Below are 15,726 nucleotides of genomic sequence, written 5' to 3'. Positions count from 1 at the left end.
CGGCGGAAGGGAAGCGGTGGGACCTGTCATGGATACGGACAACGTGGATCTGCTGGTGCTCGGCGGTGGCATGGCCGGGCTCTCGGCCGCCGCCCGCGTGGCCGCGGCGGGCGGCTCGGTGGCGTTGGTGGAGAAGGCGGAGCGCACCGGCGGTTCCGCCCGCTTCGCCGGTTTCGTGTGGACGGCCCCGACCGTCGAGGAGATGCGCCGGGTCAATCCGGACGGCGACCCGGAGCTGGCCGCCGCCCTGCTGGACGGGTTCGCCGACGGCGTGGCGTGGATCCGGTCGCTCGGCGTGGACTGCCGTCCACCGGTGCCGGTGCTCGGCTTCGGCCGGGGGCACCAGCTCGACACGAACCACTACCTCGACACCTGCGAGCGCCTGATCCGCGACCGGGGCCAACAAGTGTTGACCGGCACCTCGGCCACATCCCTCGTGACGGAGAACGGCGTGGTGAAGGGGGCGGATCTCGTGCTGCCGGACGGTTCCCCGCGCCGCGTCGAGGCGAGCTGGACCCTCCTGGCGACCGGCGGCTTCCAGGGCGACCCGGACCTGCGCGCCGAGCACATCCACCCCCGGGCCGCCGGCATCGGGCTGCGCGCCAACCCGCACAGCAGGGGCGACGGACTCGCCCTCGGGCGCTCGGCGGGCGCGGCCTTCGGCAAGAAGGACGCGGGTTTCTACGGCCATCTGATGCCGGCCGGCGTCTCGCTGGCGGACCCGGCACGCTTCGTCGACCTGGCGCTCTACTACAGCGAGCACGCCCTGCTGTTCGACACGACCGGCGAACGCTTCGTGGACGAGACGGTCGGCGACCATCTGACGACCATGGCGCTGCTCGAACGACCGGGCGCGCGCGGCCTGTTGGTGGCCGACGCGCGCGTGCACCGGGAATGGATCACCGCCTCGTACGTGGCGGGCATCCCCGGCGTGGACAAGTTCCAGCTGTGCCATCGGGCCGGCGCCCGGTGCGCGGTGGCGGACAGCCTGGAGGACTTCGCCTCGATGCCCGAGGAGTGGGGCTATCCCGGCGCGACGATCCGGGACCGGATCGAGGAGTTCAACGCCGCCGCGAGCGCGAACGGCGGCACGACGCCCGGCCGCGCCCTCGACCGGCTCCCCCTGGACGAACCGCCGTTCTACGTCGTCGAGGCGGCCCCGGCGATCACGTTCACCTTCGGCGGTCTGCTGATCGACGCCGGAGCGCGCGCCCTGTCGGCGGCCTCGGACGGACGGGCGCCGGTCCCGGGCCTGCTGGCGGCCGGCGCCGACGCGGGCGGCCTGTACCGGCGCGCCTACGCGGGCGGTCTGGCCCCGGCCCTGGTCTTCGGTCTGGCGGCGGCACGCACCGCGCTCGCCGGGACACCGTCCGCGACCGGGCGCTGAGGGCTCCGCACAAATCCCGTGCACGAGGCTTGCCCCTCCGGCCCGGCCGTGCCTAGCTTACTGAAGTGAGTTCACTTTGACTCCGTGGTGAGGCGATCACGCTTCCCGCACAGCTGGCGCGAACGCGCTCTTCCCCGAAGGAGGGACTGTGAGTCAGTTCCTGCTCGTCCTGGTGAGCGGTGTGGCCAGTGGCGCCGTCTACGGCCTCATGGGTCTCGGGCTGGTCATCATCTACCGGGCCACGGACGTCGTGAACTTCGCGATGGCCTCGCTCGCGACCCTGGGCCTGTACGTGGCGCTCTCGCTGCACGACCGCGGTGTGGCCACGCTCCTCGGCGTCCTGGCCGCCGTCGTGATCACGGTGGTGGCGGGCCTGCTCGTCCGGGAGACGGTGATCCGGCCGCTGGGGCAGGGCCAGTTGTTCTCCGCGCTCGTCGTGACGATGGGCGTGTCCCTGATCGCGGAGAACATCGCCGGCTCCGTCTGGGGCGACCAGCCCAAGGCCTTCCCCAGCCTGCTCGACGGAACGGTGCGCTGGTCGGGGGCGGCGGTCCCGGCCCAGAGCCTGCTGACGATCGCCGTCGCCGCCGTGGCGATGGCACTGGTCGGCTGGCTCTTCGCCCGCACCACGCTCGGCTCGGCCATGCGCGCCGCCGCCGAATCGGCGCAGACCGCCCGGGTGGTCGGCCTGAGTTCGCAGCGGCTGGCCCGGATCTCCTGGGCGCTGGGCCTGGGCCTGGCCGCACTCGCCGCCTGCCTGTACGCACCCCGGTCCGGCCTGGTGCCCACCGCGCTGGTCGCCCCCCTCTTCCGCGCCTTCGCCGGAATCTTCCTGGGCGGCCTGACCAGCATGTACGGGGCCGTCCTCGGCGGGCTGACCATCGGCGTCCTGGACAACCTGGCGGCCAACTACGTCTCCGCCAGCTTCCGGGACACCTTCGTTTTCTCCTTCACCGTGCTGGTGCTGCTGATCCGCCCGCAGGGCATGTTCGGCACCCGCACCTTCCAGCGGGTCTGAGGGGTCGCATTTATGGTCTTCAACCGTTCCCTCCTGGCGCGGGCCGCGCTGGGCCCGGCGGCCGGCGCGGTGCTCATCGCGTTCATGGCCTCCGGCGCGATCCCCGCGTACCAGATGTACTCGGTGGGGCTCGCGGCCGTGTACACGATCGTCATCCTGTCGGTCGGCCTGCTCGCCGGCTGGTCCGGCATCTGGTCGGTGGGCCACCCCGCGTTCTTCGCCATCGGCGCCTACTTCGCCGCGTACGGCAGCGGTCACGGCTGGTCGCTGGAGACGGTGGCCCTCGCCGCCGTCGCCGCCGGTGCCGCGCTGGGCGCCTTCCTGGGCTACGCGGGTGCCAGGTTCTCGGTGCTCTACATCGCCCTGCTGACCCTCGCGTTCACCACGGTCACCCTGGAGCTGATCAACCGCTGGAGCGGTGTGACCGGCGGCGACCAGGGAGTGCCGGTGGTCCAACTGCGCAGCGCCCTGGGCTTCGGCACCCTCGCGGGCGGGGGCACCGAGACGCAGTACCTCGCGGTCGGCGCGGCTGCCGTGGTCCTCGCGCTGGCCGTACCGGCCGCCGCCTCCGGGCTGCGGATGCGCCTGGTGGCCGCCAAGTCACATCCCCTCGCGGCCCGTACGATCGGCATCGCTCCGGAGGCGCAGTCGGCGCTGTCGTTCGCGGTGAGCGGGGCGTGCACGTGCTTCGCGGGCGTACTGCTGGGACTGCTCACCGGATTCGTGAGCCCGGACCCCTTCTCACTGACGTTCGGCATCTCGCTGATCGCGGCCTGTGTGCTCGGCGGGGTCGGCACGATCGTCGGCGCGGTGGCCGGCGGCGTCTACCTGACCTGGAACCCTTCGCTCTCCTCCGCCGTGGGCCTGCCCCAGCCGGTGGTGCAGGGCCTGGTGCTGATCGCGGTGCTGCTCTTCCTGCCGGGCGGGGTCGTTCCGTTCCTCGGCGGGCTCGCGGGCCGCGTCCTGCGCCGGCCCGGCGCTCAACACACGTCACCGCCACCGGAGTCGACGGATGCCACGCCGTCCCCACCGCCCGCCGCGGCCGAAGGGATCGGCGCCGGACCCGAACTGCTGCGCCTGGAGCACCTGTCGGTGTCGTACGGCGGGCTGAAGGCCCTGGAGGACGCCTCCCTGACGGTCCGCCAGAACGAGATCCTGGCGGTCATCGGACCCAACGGGGCCGGAAAGACCACCCTGTTGAACGCGCTCTCCGGGCTCACCGGCACCGGACGCGTGAACGGGACCGCCGACCTCTCCGGGCAGCCGCTGCTGGGCGCGAGGGCGACCGCGCGACGGCGGCTGGGCATCGGCCGGACGTTCCAGCACGCGGAGGTGTTCTCCGAACTCACCGTCGCCGAGAACGTGTTGTGCACGCGGCGCCGGATCACCGCCGCACACCGGGCCGACGTCACGCGGCTGCTGCGCTCGGTCGGTCTCGCCGAGGTGGCCGAACGCCGCCCGAAGGAGCTGCCGTTCGGCCTCCAGAAGCGCCTCGACCTGGCGCGCGCGATGGCCGAGCGGCCCCGACTGCTCGTCCTGGACGAACCGTTCGGCGGTCTCGACGCGGGCGAACGGGCGCTGCTGGCACGGCACATCAGGCGGCTGCACGCGGACGGCACCGCCGTGGTGATCATCGACCACGTCCTCGACGACCTCTTCGCCGTCGCGCACCGCGTCCTCGCGTTCGACTTCGGCCGCACGATCGGCGAGGGCACCCCGGACACCGTGCTGAAGGACCCAAAGGTGCGCTCGTCGTACCTGGGAACGGTCGGCACCAGGACCCGGCCGCCCGAGCACGTGGGCGAACGCAGCATGCTCCGCCTGCGCGGGATCGGCCACACCTACGGCGGGGTCGTCGCGCTGCGGGACGTCGACCTCGACGTCCGTCAGGGGGCGGTGCTGGGCATCGCCGGAGCCAACGGCGCGGGCAAGAGCACGCTGGCCGGCATCCTGCACGGCTCCCTCGAACCGGCGCGCGGGGAAAGGGAGTCGACCGGAGTCGTCCGGACCGGTCTGGCGCCGGAGGGGCGGGCTCTGTTCAGGACGCTCTCCCTGCGCGAGAACCTCGAAGTCGCGGCCTACGCGGCGGGCATCACCGGCGGCGCGCTGCGCGCACGGCTGGAGGAGACCGTCGAGTGGCTGCCGGCCCGGCTGCGCGACCGGATGTCGGCCTCCGCGGGCGGGCTGTCCGGCGGGGAGCAGCAGATGCTCGCCATCGCCCGGGCCCTCATGGGCGCGCCGGACGTCCTGATCGTCGACGAACCGGCGCTCGGCCTGGCCCCCGCCCTGGTCGACGAGGTGTACGACCGGCTCACCGGGCTGGCCCACGAGGGGCTGACCGTCGTACTCCTCGAACAACTCCTCAGCCGTGCCCTGTCCGTCTGCCACGAGGTGGCCGTACTGCACGAGGGCGTCGTCGCGGCGCGCGGGCGGCCCGACGACCCGGAGTTCGCGGCACTCGCGGAAGCGGCCTACTTCAGCGGCGGCCTCGGAGCCGCACCCACCGCGGCGGGCAACGCCCGGATCTCACCAGTGAATTGACAATCCGTTGCGAACGAGGTGGACCGTGTTCCGGACCAAGAGAAAATCCCGCCGCGCCATGGCCGCGTCGGCCGTTCTGGCCGCGGTGGCGCTCACCGCCAGTGCCTGCGCCGGCCAGGACTCCACGGCTGCCGGCGGCAGTTCCGCCGAGATCCACATCGGCGCGTGGCTCCCGCTGACCGGCGCGACCGCGACCTACGGCGTGGGGGAGAAGGCGGGCGCCGACGCGTACTTCAAGATGCTCAACGCCCAAGGGGGCGTCAACGGCCGCAAGATCGACTGGACCGTCAAGGACAACGCGGCCGATCCGCAGCAGACCGTGCAGATCGCGCGTGAACTGGTCGGCCAGGACAAGGTGGTGGCCATCGTCAACGCGAACGGCACCTCGCAGGCGGAGGCGGCCTTCCCGTTCGTCCTCAACCAGTCCAAGGTGCCCGTCCTCAACGAGGTGGGCGGCACCGAGTCCTGGTACAAGCCGCCGCGCGCCGGTCTGTTCGGCACGCAGACGCTGTACGAGGACCAGGCGGCGGCGATCGCCGCGTGGGCTGTGCAGGACGGCGCGAAGAAGATCCTCGTGGTGCACAGCGACCCGGCCGCGTTCGTGAACGTGGCCGAGCAGGTGAAGCCCGTCGCGCAAAAGCTCGATCCCTCGGTCGAGGTCGACCGGCTGCCGGTCAAGTACCAGACCACGGACTACACCCCCGTGATCAGCAAGGTGAAGGCCGCCAAGACGCAGGCGGTGGTCCTGATCCTCACCTCCCCCGAGGCCGCCGCCTTCCTCAAGGAGGCCAAGCTCCAGGGCCTGTCCCTGCCCACCTACGCCTACGCCCCGGTCGCCGCCGAGTCGACGATCGCGCTGGCCAAGGACGCCGCCGAGGGCCTGAAGGCCGTACAGCTGGTGAAGGCGCCCTCCGACAACGATCCCGCGGTGAAGGAGTTCCGGACCGCGATGGCCAAGTACGAGCCGGGCCAGGACGCGGGATTCCTCGCGCTGTGGGGCTGGAGCAACGCCAAGGTGTTCGCCGAGATCGCGAAGACCATCAAGGGGCCCGTCACGTCCAAGTCGATCACCGAGGCCTACGAGAAGGCGTCCTCCGTGGACCCGGGGGTCTCACCGGTGATGAAGTTCAGCGCGAGCGACCATCTCGGGACGCGCAGTGTGCAGCGCGTGGTCGTGAAGAACGGCGTCTGGACATCGGTCGGCGACTTCTACACTCCGCCGAGCCGCGACTGACAGCGCGGGGAGGGCGAGGGGGAAGGGGAGGGCTGGCCGTCCGTCGACGCCCGGAGAGGGCCGGGGCTCGACGGACGGCCTGCCCCGGCCCGTGCACCGTGACCCGCGCCCCTCGCCCCCCCTCCCCCGTCCTTTGACTCTTGCCCCTGTGCCGCGACCCGCCTAGCCTGACTTTGTGCCGCAAATAAACAAAAGCCGTACGCACAACGCCGTGCCCGGCACCCCCACCGACCTCACCCGGCTCCGAGTCGTCCTCACCGCCTTCTTCGCCCTCGACGGCTTCATCTTCGCCGGGTGGGTCGTCCGCATCCCCGCCATCAAGCACCAGACCGGCGCCTCCGCCGGCACCCTGGGGCTCGCCCTCCTCGGTGTCTCGGCCGGCGCCGTGATCACCATGATGCTCACCGGCCGCCTCTGCCGCCGCTACGGCAACCACCAGGTCACCGTCGTCTGCGCCGTGCTGCTGTCCCTCAGCGTCTCGCTCCCGCCCCTCACGCACTCCGCACTGGCCCTCGGTCTCGTCCTGCTGGTCTTCGGCGCGGCCTACGGAAGCATCAACGTCGCGTTCAACAGCGCGGCCGTCGAACTGGTCAGGACCATGCGGCGGCCGATCATGCCCAGCTTCCACGCCGCGTTCAGCCTGGGCGGGATGGTCGGCGCCGGGCTCGGCGGGCTGGTCGCCGGAGTACTGACCCCCACGCAGCACCTGTTCGGTCTCGCGGTCCTCGGCCTCCTGGTCACCGCCCTGATCGGCCCCCCGCTGCTCCGCCTCCAGCCCCCGCCGCCGCCCCCGCCCGCGTCGGCTCCCGACTCCCGGAAGGAGGAGGCCGCCCCCCGCCGCCTCGACACCCGTACCCGCGGTCTCGTCGTCACCTTCGGTCTGATCGCTCTCTGCACGGCCTTCGGGGAAGGCGCCCTCGCGGACTGGAGCGCGCTGCATCTGCAACAGGATCTGGACGCCACAGCAGGCGCCGCCGCCATCGGCTACTCCTGCTTCGCGCTGGCCATGACCGTCGGCCGGCTCAGCGGCACCCGGCTGCTCGAACGTCTCGGCCGGACCCGCACCCTCGTGTCCGGCGGCACGACCGCCGCCGCGGGCATGCTGCTCGGGGCGCTCGCACCCACGCTGTGGGCGGCGGTCCTCGGGTTCGTGATCACCGGGCTCGGCCTCGCCAACCTCTTCCCGGTCGCCGTCGAGCGCGCCGGCACCCTGGCCGGCCCCGACGGAGTCGCCATCGCCTCCACCCTCGGCTACGGCGGCATGCTCCTGGGTCCGCCCGCCATCGGTTTCATGGCGGACTGGTACTCGCTGCCCGCCGCCCTCACCAGCGTGGCCGTCCTCGCCGCCACGGCCGCGCTCATCGGGTTCCTCACCCGGCACGCGGCGGAACGCTGAGGCCCGTTCCCCCGGACCGGAGTGGCAAACAAGCCAACAGGCGTCCGAACAAGGCCCGTTGGGGCAGGCGGGACGCATGAGCCGAGCCGTGGGGGAATAACGTGGGCCTCCACGGCCAGAGTTCGACGGTTCCGTGCTCCCCACCACGCACCCACAGGAGTGACCATGACGGACGAGACAGCCGGCTCCGAGCAGGAAGCGCTCTCCAAGTTCGACACGACGGTGCCGCAGTCGGCCCGGATCTGGAACTACTGGTTAGGCGGAAAGGACAACTACGAGGTGGACCGCGTCGCCGGGGACGCCTTCCGCGAGATCTTCCCCGGTATCGAGACCGGGGCCCGCGCCGCCCGCTACTTCCTCGCCCGCGCCGTGCGCCAGCTCGCCGCCGAGGAGGGCATCCGGCAGTTCCTGGACATCGGCACCGGCCTGCCCAACGTGGACAACACTCACGAGATCGCCCAGCGGGTGGCCCCCGAGAGCCGCATCGTCTACGTCGACAACGACCCACTGGTGCTGGCCCACGCCCGCGCCCTGCTCACCAGTACCACCGAAGGCGTCACCAACTACGTCGACGCCGACCTGCGCGACCCGGACACCATCATCCGGGAGGCCGCGAAGACGCTGGACTTCGACCAGCCCGTCGCGCTCATGCTGATGGGCATCCTGGGCCACATCGAGGACTACGACGAGGCCCGCTCGATCGTGCGGCGGCTGGTGGACGCGCTGCCCGCCGGCAGCTATCTCGTGCAGTACGACAGCACCGACACGAGCGCGGACTACGTCGACGCCATCCGGCAGTACAACGAGGGCGGTTCGATCCCGTACATCCTGCGCGGCCCCGAGCAGATCGCGGGCTTCTTCGAGGGTCTGGAACTGCTCGAACCGGGCGTCGCGTCCTGCTCGCGCTGGCGCCCCGACGACAGCGCCTGGGGCCTGCCCGCCGAAGTGCACCAGTACGGCGGCGTCGGCCTCAAGCGCTGACCCCGCCCGGCTCGGACCGCCTGTCGGTCAGGTCTCCTGAAGGATGCGATGCAGGATCGTCGGAGTCTCCTCCGGCGGTTCCGCCTCGACCACCAGGCGGTTCATGACGTCCCAGTAGCACTCGATCTCGTTCGGCCGGTCGGGGTAGAGGGCCGTGACGCGGTGTTCGAGGTAGACCATGTCGGGCAGCCGGCCGCCGGGCAGCCGCAGGATGGTCACCGGTCCGGCCTCCCCGGCGTGGCCGCCGGTGACGAACGGCATGATCTGGACGGTGACTTGAGGCAGTCGGCAGATCTCGATGAGATGCCTGAGCTGGGCGCGCATCGTGCGCCGGCCGCCCACCGGGCGGCGCAGCGCCGCCTCGTCGATCACGGCCCAGAGCTGCGCGGCCGGCCTGCGGCGCAGGACGCGCTGGCGGGTCATCCGCAGCATGACCCGCCGGTCGAGTTCCGTCCCGCGCGCGTCGGTGTGGGCAAGGCGGAGCGAGGCGCGCGCGTAGTCGGGGGTCTGCAACAGCTGGGGCACGCGCTGGACTTCGAAGCAGCGGATGAGGCTCGCGGCCTGTTCGGCGCCGAGGTAGGCCTGCTTCCAGCTGGGCACCACGTCGTTGAAGTACTGCCACCAGGCAGGGGCGTTGGCCTCTTCCGCGAGGGCCAGCAGGGTGCCGCGCTCGGCCTCGTCCAGGACGCCGTAGAGCGTGAGCAGGTCGGTCACGTCGCGCAGTTTGAATCCGTGCCGGCCGGCCTCGAGTCGGCTGATCTTGGAGCGGGAGGCGCGGATGGTCTCACCGGCGGCCGTGCGGGAGATGTGCCGTGCTTCCCGCAGTTCGCGCAGCCGGGCGCCCAGTACCAGACGCGGCACCATGGGGCCGGCCGACCGGCCGTCCAGGAGCGCGTGGTCGGGCGGTGTGGTTAAGACCTCGTCGGATCCCATGGTCGAACTCCCTGCGGTGCACGCGACGTTGTGTGGGGACAAGCGCTACGGGCAGTCATCCTAGGGCCAGTCGGCCGTCGACTCGCCGTGCTCCGGAGTTTGCTCTCCCCTGCACCGCGGCGGCGCCCCCATGGGCGAGTCCGTGCGCGCGCTGTCTGGCAGCGGGTGCCAGGCGGCCGTCACCCCGCCTCGGCGGGAACCGCCGCGTCCTCGTTCTTCCCGGTCAGATCGAGGCTGCTGCGCAGGCTCACCGGCTTCAGCAGGATCGCGGCGATCACCGCGAGCAGGGCCGCCCCGGCGGAGAGCAGGAAGATCTGTGCCGTGGCGTCCCCGTAGGCGGCGCGGACGATCCCCCGCACGGCCACGGCGTCCGATCCGGTGGCGGTGCCGCGCAGTCCCGCGTCGGCGAGGCCGTGCGCGATCCGGTCCTGGACCTGCCGGGCCAGTACGGCGCCGAGCACGGAGACACCGATGGTGCCGCCGAGCGAACGGAAGAAGGACACGGTCGAGCTGGCCGCGCCGATGTCCTTCAGCGGCACGGTGTTCTGCACGACGAGCACGAGGTTCTGAAGTGTCATCCCGACGCCCATCCCGACGCAGAGCATCTCCACGCTCAGCAGCGGGATCGGTGTCCTGGAGTCGAGGGTGCCGAGACCGGCGAACCCGACCGTGAGCAGCACGGCCCCGGTGATGATGAACGGCTTGATCGTCCCGGTCCTGCTGATCAGGCGCCCGGCGACCGTGGAGGCGACCAGGATGCCCGCCATCATGGGGATCGTCAGCAGCCCGGCCTGCGTCGGGCTGTGTCCCCGGGCCAGCTGGAAGTACTGGCTGAGGAAGACGGCGGCGCCGAACATCGCCGTACCGACGGCGAGGCTGCCGACGATCGCCAGCGCCGTGGTCCGCTGCCGCACGATGGCGAGCGGTACGACGGGTTCGGCGGCCCGCGACTCCACCCGTACGGCGACGGCGAGCAGCGCCAGTCCGCCGCCCACCATGGCCCCGGTCTGCCAGGAGGCCCAGCCGAAGGAGTTGTCGACGAAGGACACCCACACCAGCAGCACGCTGACCCCGGCGGCGATCAGGGTGGCGCCCAGGTAGTCGATCCTGACGTTCGCACGGCGGATGACGGGCAGGTTCAGTGTCCGCTGGAGCAGGAACAGGGCTACGACGGCGATCGGCACGCCGATGAAGAAGCACCACCGCCACCCCAGCCACGAGGTGTCGACGACGACCCCGCCGAGCAGCGGCCCGCCGATCGTCGAGGTCGCGGTGACACTGCTCAAGTAGCCGCTGTAGCGACCGCGCTCGCGGGGCGGGATCATCGCCGCGAGCGAGATCTGGACGAGGGCCTGCACGCCTCCGACGCCCACACCCTGCAAGGCCCTCGCGGCGATGAGCTGCCCGGCGGTCTGGCTGATCCCGGAGGCCAGGGCGCCCAGCACGAACACGGCGATGGACGCCTGCACCAGGGTCTTCTTGCTGAACAGGTCGGCGAGCTTGCCCCAGATCGGGGTCGTCGCGGTGGTGGTGAGGAGGGTCGCGGTGACGACCCAGGTGTACTGGGTCTGCGATCCGTGCACCGCCCCGATGATCTTCGGCAGCGCGCTGGAGACGACCGTACTGCTGAGGGTCGACACGAACAGCGCGAGCAGCAGCCCGCTGAGCGCCTTCAGCACCTCGCGGCGGACCGCCGGGGGGACGTCCGCGGGACTCGCCCCGTTCCCTGCCGTGCTCATCCGACGAACCCCCTGCGACCAGCTCGCTATGCACGCTGTATAGCGAGATCGCCTCACCATACATCGTGTACAGCGACGGGAGACAGTACGGACCGCCTCCGGGTCGCCGTAGCCGTCGTCGACGTCCTCCAGCGGGTGGGAAGGCCCGGCGGAGGCGCTCGTGAACACCAGGTCAGGGCGGCATCGCTCGCTGCGGCGCACCCCGTCCGCCGTAGAGTCGCGGTATGCAAGAGACTGGGCGGATGGAGCCGACGCCGCGCAAGAACCTGCGTGAGGAGCAGAAGATCCTCACGCATCGCCGACTGCTCGAAGCGGCCGTGACGGTGTTCACCGAGAAGCCCTTTCTCGAAGCGCGGATGGAGGACATCGCCCGGGCGGCGGGGGTGACCAGAGTGACGGTCTACGCCCATTTCCCCGGCAAGGCCGAGATCGTGGACGCGCTGGTGGAGCGCCTGTACGGCCTGATGGGCGAGGCGTACGCCGAGTTGGCGGCGCTCCCCCGATGGACGCCCGCGGAGGTCCGGGCGTGGCTGGACGGGGCGGTGGTCCGCTGGCGGGAGATGGCGCCGATCCGCCGGGTCGCGAACGCGGCGGCCCCGACCGCGTTGCGCAGCCTGGGCGACGGGCGGCGGCAGTACGTCGAGGCGCACGAGCGGTACGTCGGGATGCTGGTCGGCGATTACGGGCGGTGGCGGGAGGTGGATCCGGCGGAGGCCCGGCAGCGCGCGCTGATGGCCGTACTTCAGACGGAGTCGTTCTTCTCCGCCTGGATCGCCGTCGAGTGGCCGCTCGAAACCGCGGACCCGCTGGGGCTGTTGGCGGACTCGCTCTGCCATCTGCTCGCCCCCGCGGTGGAACGCGACGGCGCCGCGGCCTGAACGGGCCGTAGGCCAGGGGTGGTTGGCTCCCGGTGGCGTAACCGATGAGCAACCACCCCTGGCGGAGCGGGTGTTGGTCAGCCGGTCTCGCCCATCGCCGTCGCTCCGGCGGCGGGTCGGGGTGCCGGGGCGGTCTCCGGGTGCGGGGCGCGGGCGCGGACCCCGATCGTGACGAGGGCTACGGCGGCGGCCACCAGCATGCCGACTCCGCCAACGAGGGCGCAGGTGTGGAGCGCGTCGGTGAAACTCGCCCCGTAGGCGGCCAGTGCCCGGCCGGTGGCCTCGCCGGAGTCGAGGTGCAGGAAGGCGCCCGCCTGGATGCCGACGCCGTTCACCGTGCCGATGACCTGGCCCTGGTCGGCGGGGCCGAGGCCGGACGCGGCGACGTGAGCGGGCAGGGTGTCCAGGGTGCGGTGGGTGAGGACGACTCCGAAGATGGCCGGGCCGAGGGCGCTGCCGATCTGGCGGAGCGCGCTGTTGGCGGCGCCCGCGGTGCTGCCCAGGCGGCGGGGCAGGCTGTTCATGGCGATGGTGGTGATCGGGGCCATCGCCAGCGCGATGCCGATGCCGAACACCGCGATGACCAGGGCCGCTTCGCCGGTGCCGGTGGTGGCGTCGAAGAGGTTGACCAGGAGCGCGCCGACACCGCCGACGAGCAGGCCGGCCACCAGGACGAGGCCGGGCGAGAAGCGGTGCATGAGGCGGCCGACGACCGGGCCGAGGACGACGGTGAAGCCGTTGAGGGCGATCAGGCGCACCCCGATGTCCCAGGTCGAGGCGTGGTGCACCAGGCCGAAGTACTCGCTGAGCGAGAAGACCAGACCGACCTGGGCGAACAGGGTGAGCGCCATGACGAACGCGGCGCCGGAGAACGCCGTGGACCTGAAGAGCCGCATGTCCAACATGGGGCAGCGGGAGCGCAGTTCGACCAGGACGAAGGCCGGCAGCGCGAGGGCGGCCACGACGAACGCGGTGACGACCTCGGCCGAACCCCAGCCGGGGGCACCGCCGCCCTCGATGACGCCGTAGACGATGCCGGTGATGGCGACGACGGCGAGGAGTTGGCCGGGGAGGTCGAGGTGGCGTTCGCGGTCGGAGCGGGAGTCGACCAGGACGAAGGCGCCGACCAGGACCGTGAGGGCGCCGATGACCAGGGTGGGCAGGAAGATCCAGCGCCAGGTGGTGTGTTCGACGATCAGGCCGTTGAAGAGGGGGCCGAGGGTCAGGCCGAGGCCGAGGGCGGCCGTCCACAGGGCTATCGCGCCGGCCCGCTTGCGGTGGTCGGGGCAGACGTGGCTGATCAGGCCGAGGGTGGCGGGGAGCAGCGCGGCGGTGCCGACCCCGGTGAGGGCCTGGCCGACGCAGACCTGGACGACGCCGTGCGCGGTGAGGGCGACCAGACAGCCGACGCAGGACAGCGCGAGGCCGATCAGGTACATCTTCTTGCGACCGAAGAGGTCGCCGATGACACCGCAGGTCAGGAGCAGGGCTGCGGTCGGGAGGATGAACGCGTCGGTGATCCACTGGAGTCCGGTGGTGGAGGCGTCCAGCGCCTGCTGGATCACCGGGAGCGCCACCGACACACCGACGACCGGCAGATAGGAGACGAAGACTCCCAGGCAGGCCAGCAGGACGGTGGCGGTGGCGGGGCCGGACGGGGAGTCCGGCCGGGGGGACGGAGGCGTGACTTCGGAGACCGGGGTCGGCATGGCACCTCTTCGACGTCGTCGGGGGCTGATTGACCGGGTGTGGGATTGCGCGTGGCGTGCTGTGCGCGGCTACGGCGGGGGTGACGGTGCCGACTCCGTCAGTCGTGTCCCGGGTTCCGGAAGCTGACGTGGTTGTTCGGCTTGAATCTCCATTGACGTAAGCCATTTCGTTGCGGGAAATCGCTTCGGACCGTATCCCGGGGACCCGGTCCTGGAGATGCCGTTGAACCTGCAAGCTAAGCTGAACAGCGGCGACGACACAGCGTGCCGTGGCGGGCGAAAGCGCAGGTGGGAGCCGGTCAGCCGGCGGAGACGTTGGCCGTGATCAGACGCAGGAGCTGCTTGGCGAGGGCGTCCTGAGCGGGGGTCAGGCCCATGGCGTCGCCGATCGCGAGGGGCACGGCGGCGGCCCGCTCGCGCAGCCCGGCGCCGGTGTCGGTGAGCCGGATGGCGACCGAGCGCTCGTCGTCGCGCCGGCGTTCACGGCGCAGCAGGCCGTTCGCCTCCAGCCGCTTCAGCAGCGGGGAGAGGGTGCTCGACTCCAGCTGGAGCGCGGTGCCGAGATCGCGTACGGAGATCGAGTCCTGCTCCCAGAGGACGAGCAGGACGAGGTACTGCGGGTAGGTCAGGCCCAGTTCGTCGAGCAGCGGCCGGTAGCGGGCGGTCACCGCGCGGGAGGCCGCGTACAGCGCGAAGCACAGCTGGTCGTCGAGGAGCAGTGATCCCTCGGCCGGTTCCGCGGCGGCTGAGCTCATGGTCGGACTCCTGGCTCCGGTGCTCTTCAGGGCGATCACCACCTTATCGTTCGAGTCCGGTCGATCATATCGAGCACGCTTAAGTTGTGCACGACTTAGTCGCGCGCTACTGTCGTTCCCGTGCCGCACCACCGGCCCGGACCCCACCGGGGCCCGTCCGCGGCACCCGTTCGTGAGGAGACCGTCATGACCGACAGCAGCGCACCCCGCCCCGTCCTCGAACCCGCCGCGCAGGCCTTCGTGGAGGCGACCGCGAACCCGCCCTACCTCTTCGACCTCGCCCCGGCGGAGGGCCGCAAGGCGGTCGACGAGGTCCAGTCCGGGGAGATCGCCAAGCCCGCCGTCGACGAGGAGTGGATCACCGTCACCGGCGGCCCGACCGGCAGCGTCCGGGCCCGGATCGTGAAGCCGGCGGGCGCCTCCGGCCCGCTGCCCGTGATCATCTACATCCACGGCGCGGGCTGGGTCTTCGGCAACACCCACACCCACGACCGCCTCGTGCGCGAACTCGCCGTCGGCGCGCGGGCCGCCGTGGTCTTCCCGGAGTACGACCTCTCCCCCGAGGCCCGCTACCCCGTCGCCATCGAGCAGAACTACACCGTCGCCAAGTGGGTCGTGGAGCAGGGCGCGAGCAAGGACCTGGACGCCACCCGCGTCGCCGCGGTCGGCGACTCCGTGGGCGGCAACATGACCGCCGCGCTCACCCTGATGGCGAAGGAACGCGGCGATGTGCCCCTGGTCCAGCAGGTGCTGTTCTACCCGGTGACCGACGCGAGCTTCGACACCGCCTCCTACCACCAGTTCGCCACCGGCTACTTCCTGCGCCGCGACGGCATGCAGTGGTTCTGGGACCAGTACACGACCGACGAGACCGAGCGCGCCCAGATCACCGCCTCCCCGCTGCGGGCGACGACCGAGCAGCTCACCGGGCTGCCCCCGGCCCTCGTCATCACCGGCGAGGCCGACGTCCTGCGCGACGAGGGCGAGGCCTACGCCAACAAGCTCCGCGAGGCCGAGGTCCCCGTCACCGCCGTCCGCTTCCAGGGCACCATCCACGACTTCGTGATGCTCAACGCCCTGCGCGAGACCCACGCGGCCGAGGCCGCCATCACCCTCGCCGTCACCGTGCTGCGCAAGGCGCTCGCCACCGGCTGA

General features: G+C 71.6%; 12 protein-coding genes. 8 read left to right on the top strand and 4 right to left on the bottom strand.

Features of this window, described 5'->3' with window-relative positions; all coding sequences use genetic code 11:
• The first annotated feature begins 28 nt into the window (after positions 1–28).
• From ACIQPR_RS19350 to ACIQPR_RS19325, 6 genes are all read left to right on the top strand, one after another.
• A complete protein-coding gene (locus ACIQPR_RS19350) occupies positions 29–1,387 on the top strand; it encodes an FAD-dependent oxidoreductase (RefSeq protein WP_403649671.1) in 1,359 nt (452 codons plus the stop codon).
• A 148-nt stretch (positions 1,388–1,535) separates the two neighbouring features.
• Positions 1,536–2,405 carry a branched-chain amino acid ABC transporter permease gene (locus ACIQPR_RS19345; protein WP_403649668.1) on the top strand — a complete coding sequence of 290 codons (870 nt, stop codon included), beginning with the start codon at positions 1,536–1,538 and terminating at the stop codon, positions 2,403–2,405.
• Positions 2,406–2,417: 12 nt separating this feature from the next.
• Positions 2,418–4,946 carry an ATP-binding cassette domain-containing protein gene (locus tag ACIQPR_RS19340; RefSeq protein WP_403649665.1) on the top strand — a complete coding sequence of 843 codons (2,529 nt, stop codon included), beginning with the start codon at positions 2,418–2,420 and terminating at the stop codon, positions 4,944–4,946.
• Between the two features lie 25 nt (positions 4,947–4,971).
• Positions 4,972–6,180: an ABC transporter substrate-binding protein gene (locus ACIQPR_RS19335; protein WP_403649662.1), complete on the top strand. Its 1,209-nt coding sequence runs from the start codon at positions 4,972–4,974 to the stop codon at positions 6,178–6,180.
• Positions 6,181–6,391: 211 nt separating this feature from the next.
• The gene (locus ACIQPR_RS19330; RefSeq protein WP_403649660.1) at positions 6,392–7,576 is read left to right on the top strand and encodes an MFS transporter; all 1,185 of its coding nucleotides are present in this window, start codon (positions 6,392–6,394) and stop codon (positions 7,574–7,576) included.
• 165 nt (positions 7,577–7,741) lie between these two features.
• Positions 7,742–8,557 (top strand): SAM-dependent methyltransferase, encoded by an 816-nt coding sequence (locus ACIQPR_RS19325; RefSeq protein ID WP_403649657.1) that lies wholly within the window; start codon positions 7,742–7,744, stop codon positions 8,555–8,557.
• Positions 8,558–8,584: 27 nt separating this feature from the next.
• On the opposite strand, the gene ACIQPR_RS19320 is transcribed toward ACIQPR_RS19325, so the two are convergent.
• Both ACIQPR_RS19320 and ACIQPR_RS19315 read right to left on the bottom strand, forming a co-directional pair.
• Positions 8,585–9,490: a helix-turn-helix domain-containing protein gene (locus tag ACIQPR_RS19320; RefSeq protein ID WP_403649655.1), complete on the bottom strand. Its 906-nt coding sequence runs from the start codon at positions 9,488–9,490 to the stop codon at positions 8,585–8,587.
• 179 nt (positions 9,491–9,669) lie between these two features.
• Positions 9,670–11,229 carry an MFS transporter gene (locus ACIQPR_RS19315; protein WP_403649652.1) on the bottom strand — a complete coding sequence of 520 codons (1,560 nt, stop codon included), beginning with the start codon at positions 11,227–11,229 and terminating at the stop codon, positions 9,670–9,672.
• A gap of 224 nt (positions 11,230–11,453) precedes the next feature.
• Between ACIQPR_RS19315 and ACIQPR_RS19310 the strand changes: the two genes are divergently transcribed.
• On the top strand, positions 11,454–12,107 hold the full coding sequence (locus ACIQPR_RS19310) for a TetR/AcrR family transcriptional regulator (RefSeq protein ID WP_403649649.1): 654 nt from the start codon (positions 11,454–11,456) through the stop codon (positions 12,105–12,107).
• Between the two features lie 77 nt (positions 12,108–12,184).
• Here ACIQPR_RS19310 and ACIQPR_RS19305 read toward each other — a convergent pair whose 3' ends face one another.
• Together ACIQPR_RS19305 and ACIQPR_RS19300 are read right to left on the bottom strand one after the other, a co-directional pair.
• A complete protein-coding gene (locus tag ACIQPR_RS19305; protein WP_403649646.1) occupies positions 12,185–13,816 on the bottom strand; it encodes an MFS transporter in 1,632 nt (543 codons plus the stop codon).
• A 299-nt stretch (positions 13,817–14,115) separates the two neighbouring features.
• A complete protein-coding gene (locus ACIQPR_RS19300) occupies positions 14,116–14,571 on the bottom strand; it encodes a MarR family winged helix-turn-helix transcriptional regulator (RefSeq protein WP_403649643.1) in 456 nt (151 codons plus the stop codon).
• Between the two features lie 186 nt (positions 14,572–14,757).
• Here ACIQPR_RS19300 and ACIQPR_RS19295 point away from each other — a divergent pair, with 186 nt between their 5' ends.
• Positions 14,758–15,726, top strand: a complete 969-nt coding sequence (locus tag ACIQPR_RS19295) for an alpha/beta hydrolase (protein ID WP_403649640.1) — start codon at positions 14,758–14,760, stop codon at positions 15,724–15,726.

The sequence above is a fragment of the Streptomyces sp. NPDC091280 genome (assembly GCF_044768565.1).
Lineage (GTDB): Bacteria > Actinomycetota > Actinomycetes > Streptomycetales > Streptomycetaceae > Streptomyces.
Note: the sequence above shows the minus strand (reverse complement) of the source record. Positions and strands in the feature narration are given on the sequence as shown.

What these genes read in the sequence shown, in the direction of transcription:
- ACIQPR_RS19350 (WP_403649671.1), top strand. Translation starts at nt 29, where the DNA reads ATGGATACGGACAACGTGGATCTGCTGGTGCTCGGCGGTGGCATGGCC.
- ACIQPR_RS19340 (WP_403649665.1), top strand. Translation starts at nt 2,418, where the DNA reads ATGGTCTTCAACCGTTCCCTCCTGGCGCGGGCCGCGCTGGGCCCGGCG.
- ACIQPR_RS19325 (WP_403649657.1), top strand. Translation starts at nt 7,742, where the DNA reads ATGACGGACGAGACAGCCGGCTCCGAGCAGGAAGCGCTCTCCAAGTTC.
- ACIQPR_RS19320 (WP_403649655.1), bottom strand. Translation starts at nt 9,490, where the DNA reads ATGGGATCCGACGAGGTCTTAACCACACCGCCCGACCACGCGCTCCTG.
- ACIQPR_RS19315 (WP_403649652.1), bottom strand. Translation starts at nt 11,229, where the DNA reads ATGAGCACGGCAGGGAACGGGGCGAGTCCCGCGGACGTCCCCCCGGCG.
- ACIQPR_RS19310 (WP_403649649.1), top strand. Translation starts at nt 11,454, where the DNA reads ATGCAAGAGACTGGGCGGATGGAGCCGACGCCGCGCAAGAACCTGCGT.
- ACIQPR_RS19305 (WP_403649646.1), bottom strand. Translation starts at nt 13,816, where the DNA reads ATGCCGACCCCGGTCTCCGAAGTCACGCCTCCGTCCCCCCGGCCGGAC.
- ACIQPR_RS19300 (WP_403649643.1), bottom strand. Translation starts at nt 14,571, where the DNA reads ATGAGCTCAGCCGCCGCGGAACCGGCCGAGGGATCACTGCTCCTCGAC.
- ACIQPR_RS19295 (WP_403649640.1), top strand. Translation starts at nt 14,758, where the DNA reads ATGACCGACAGCAGCGCACCCCGCCCCGTCCTCGAACCCGCCGCGCAG.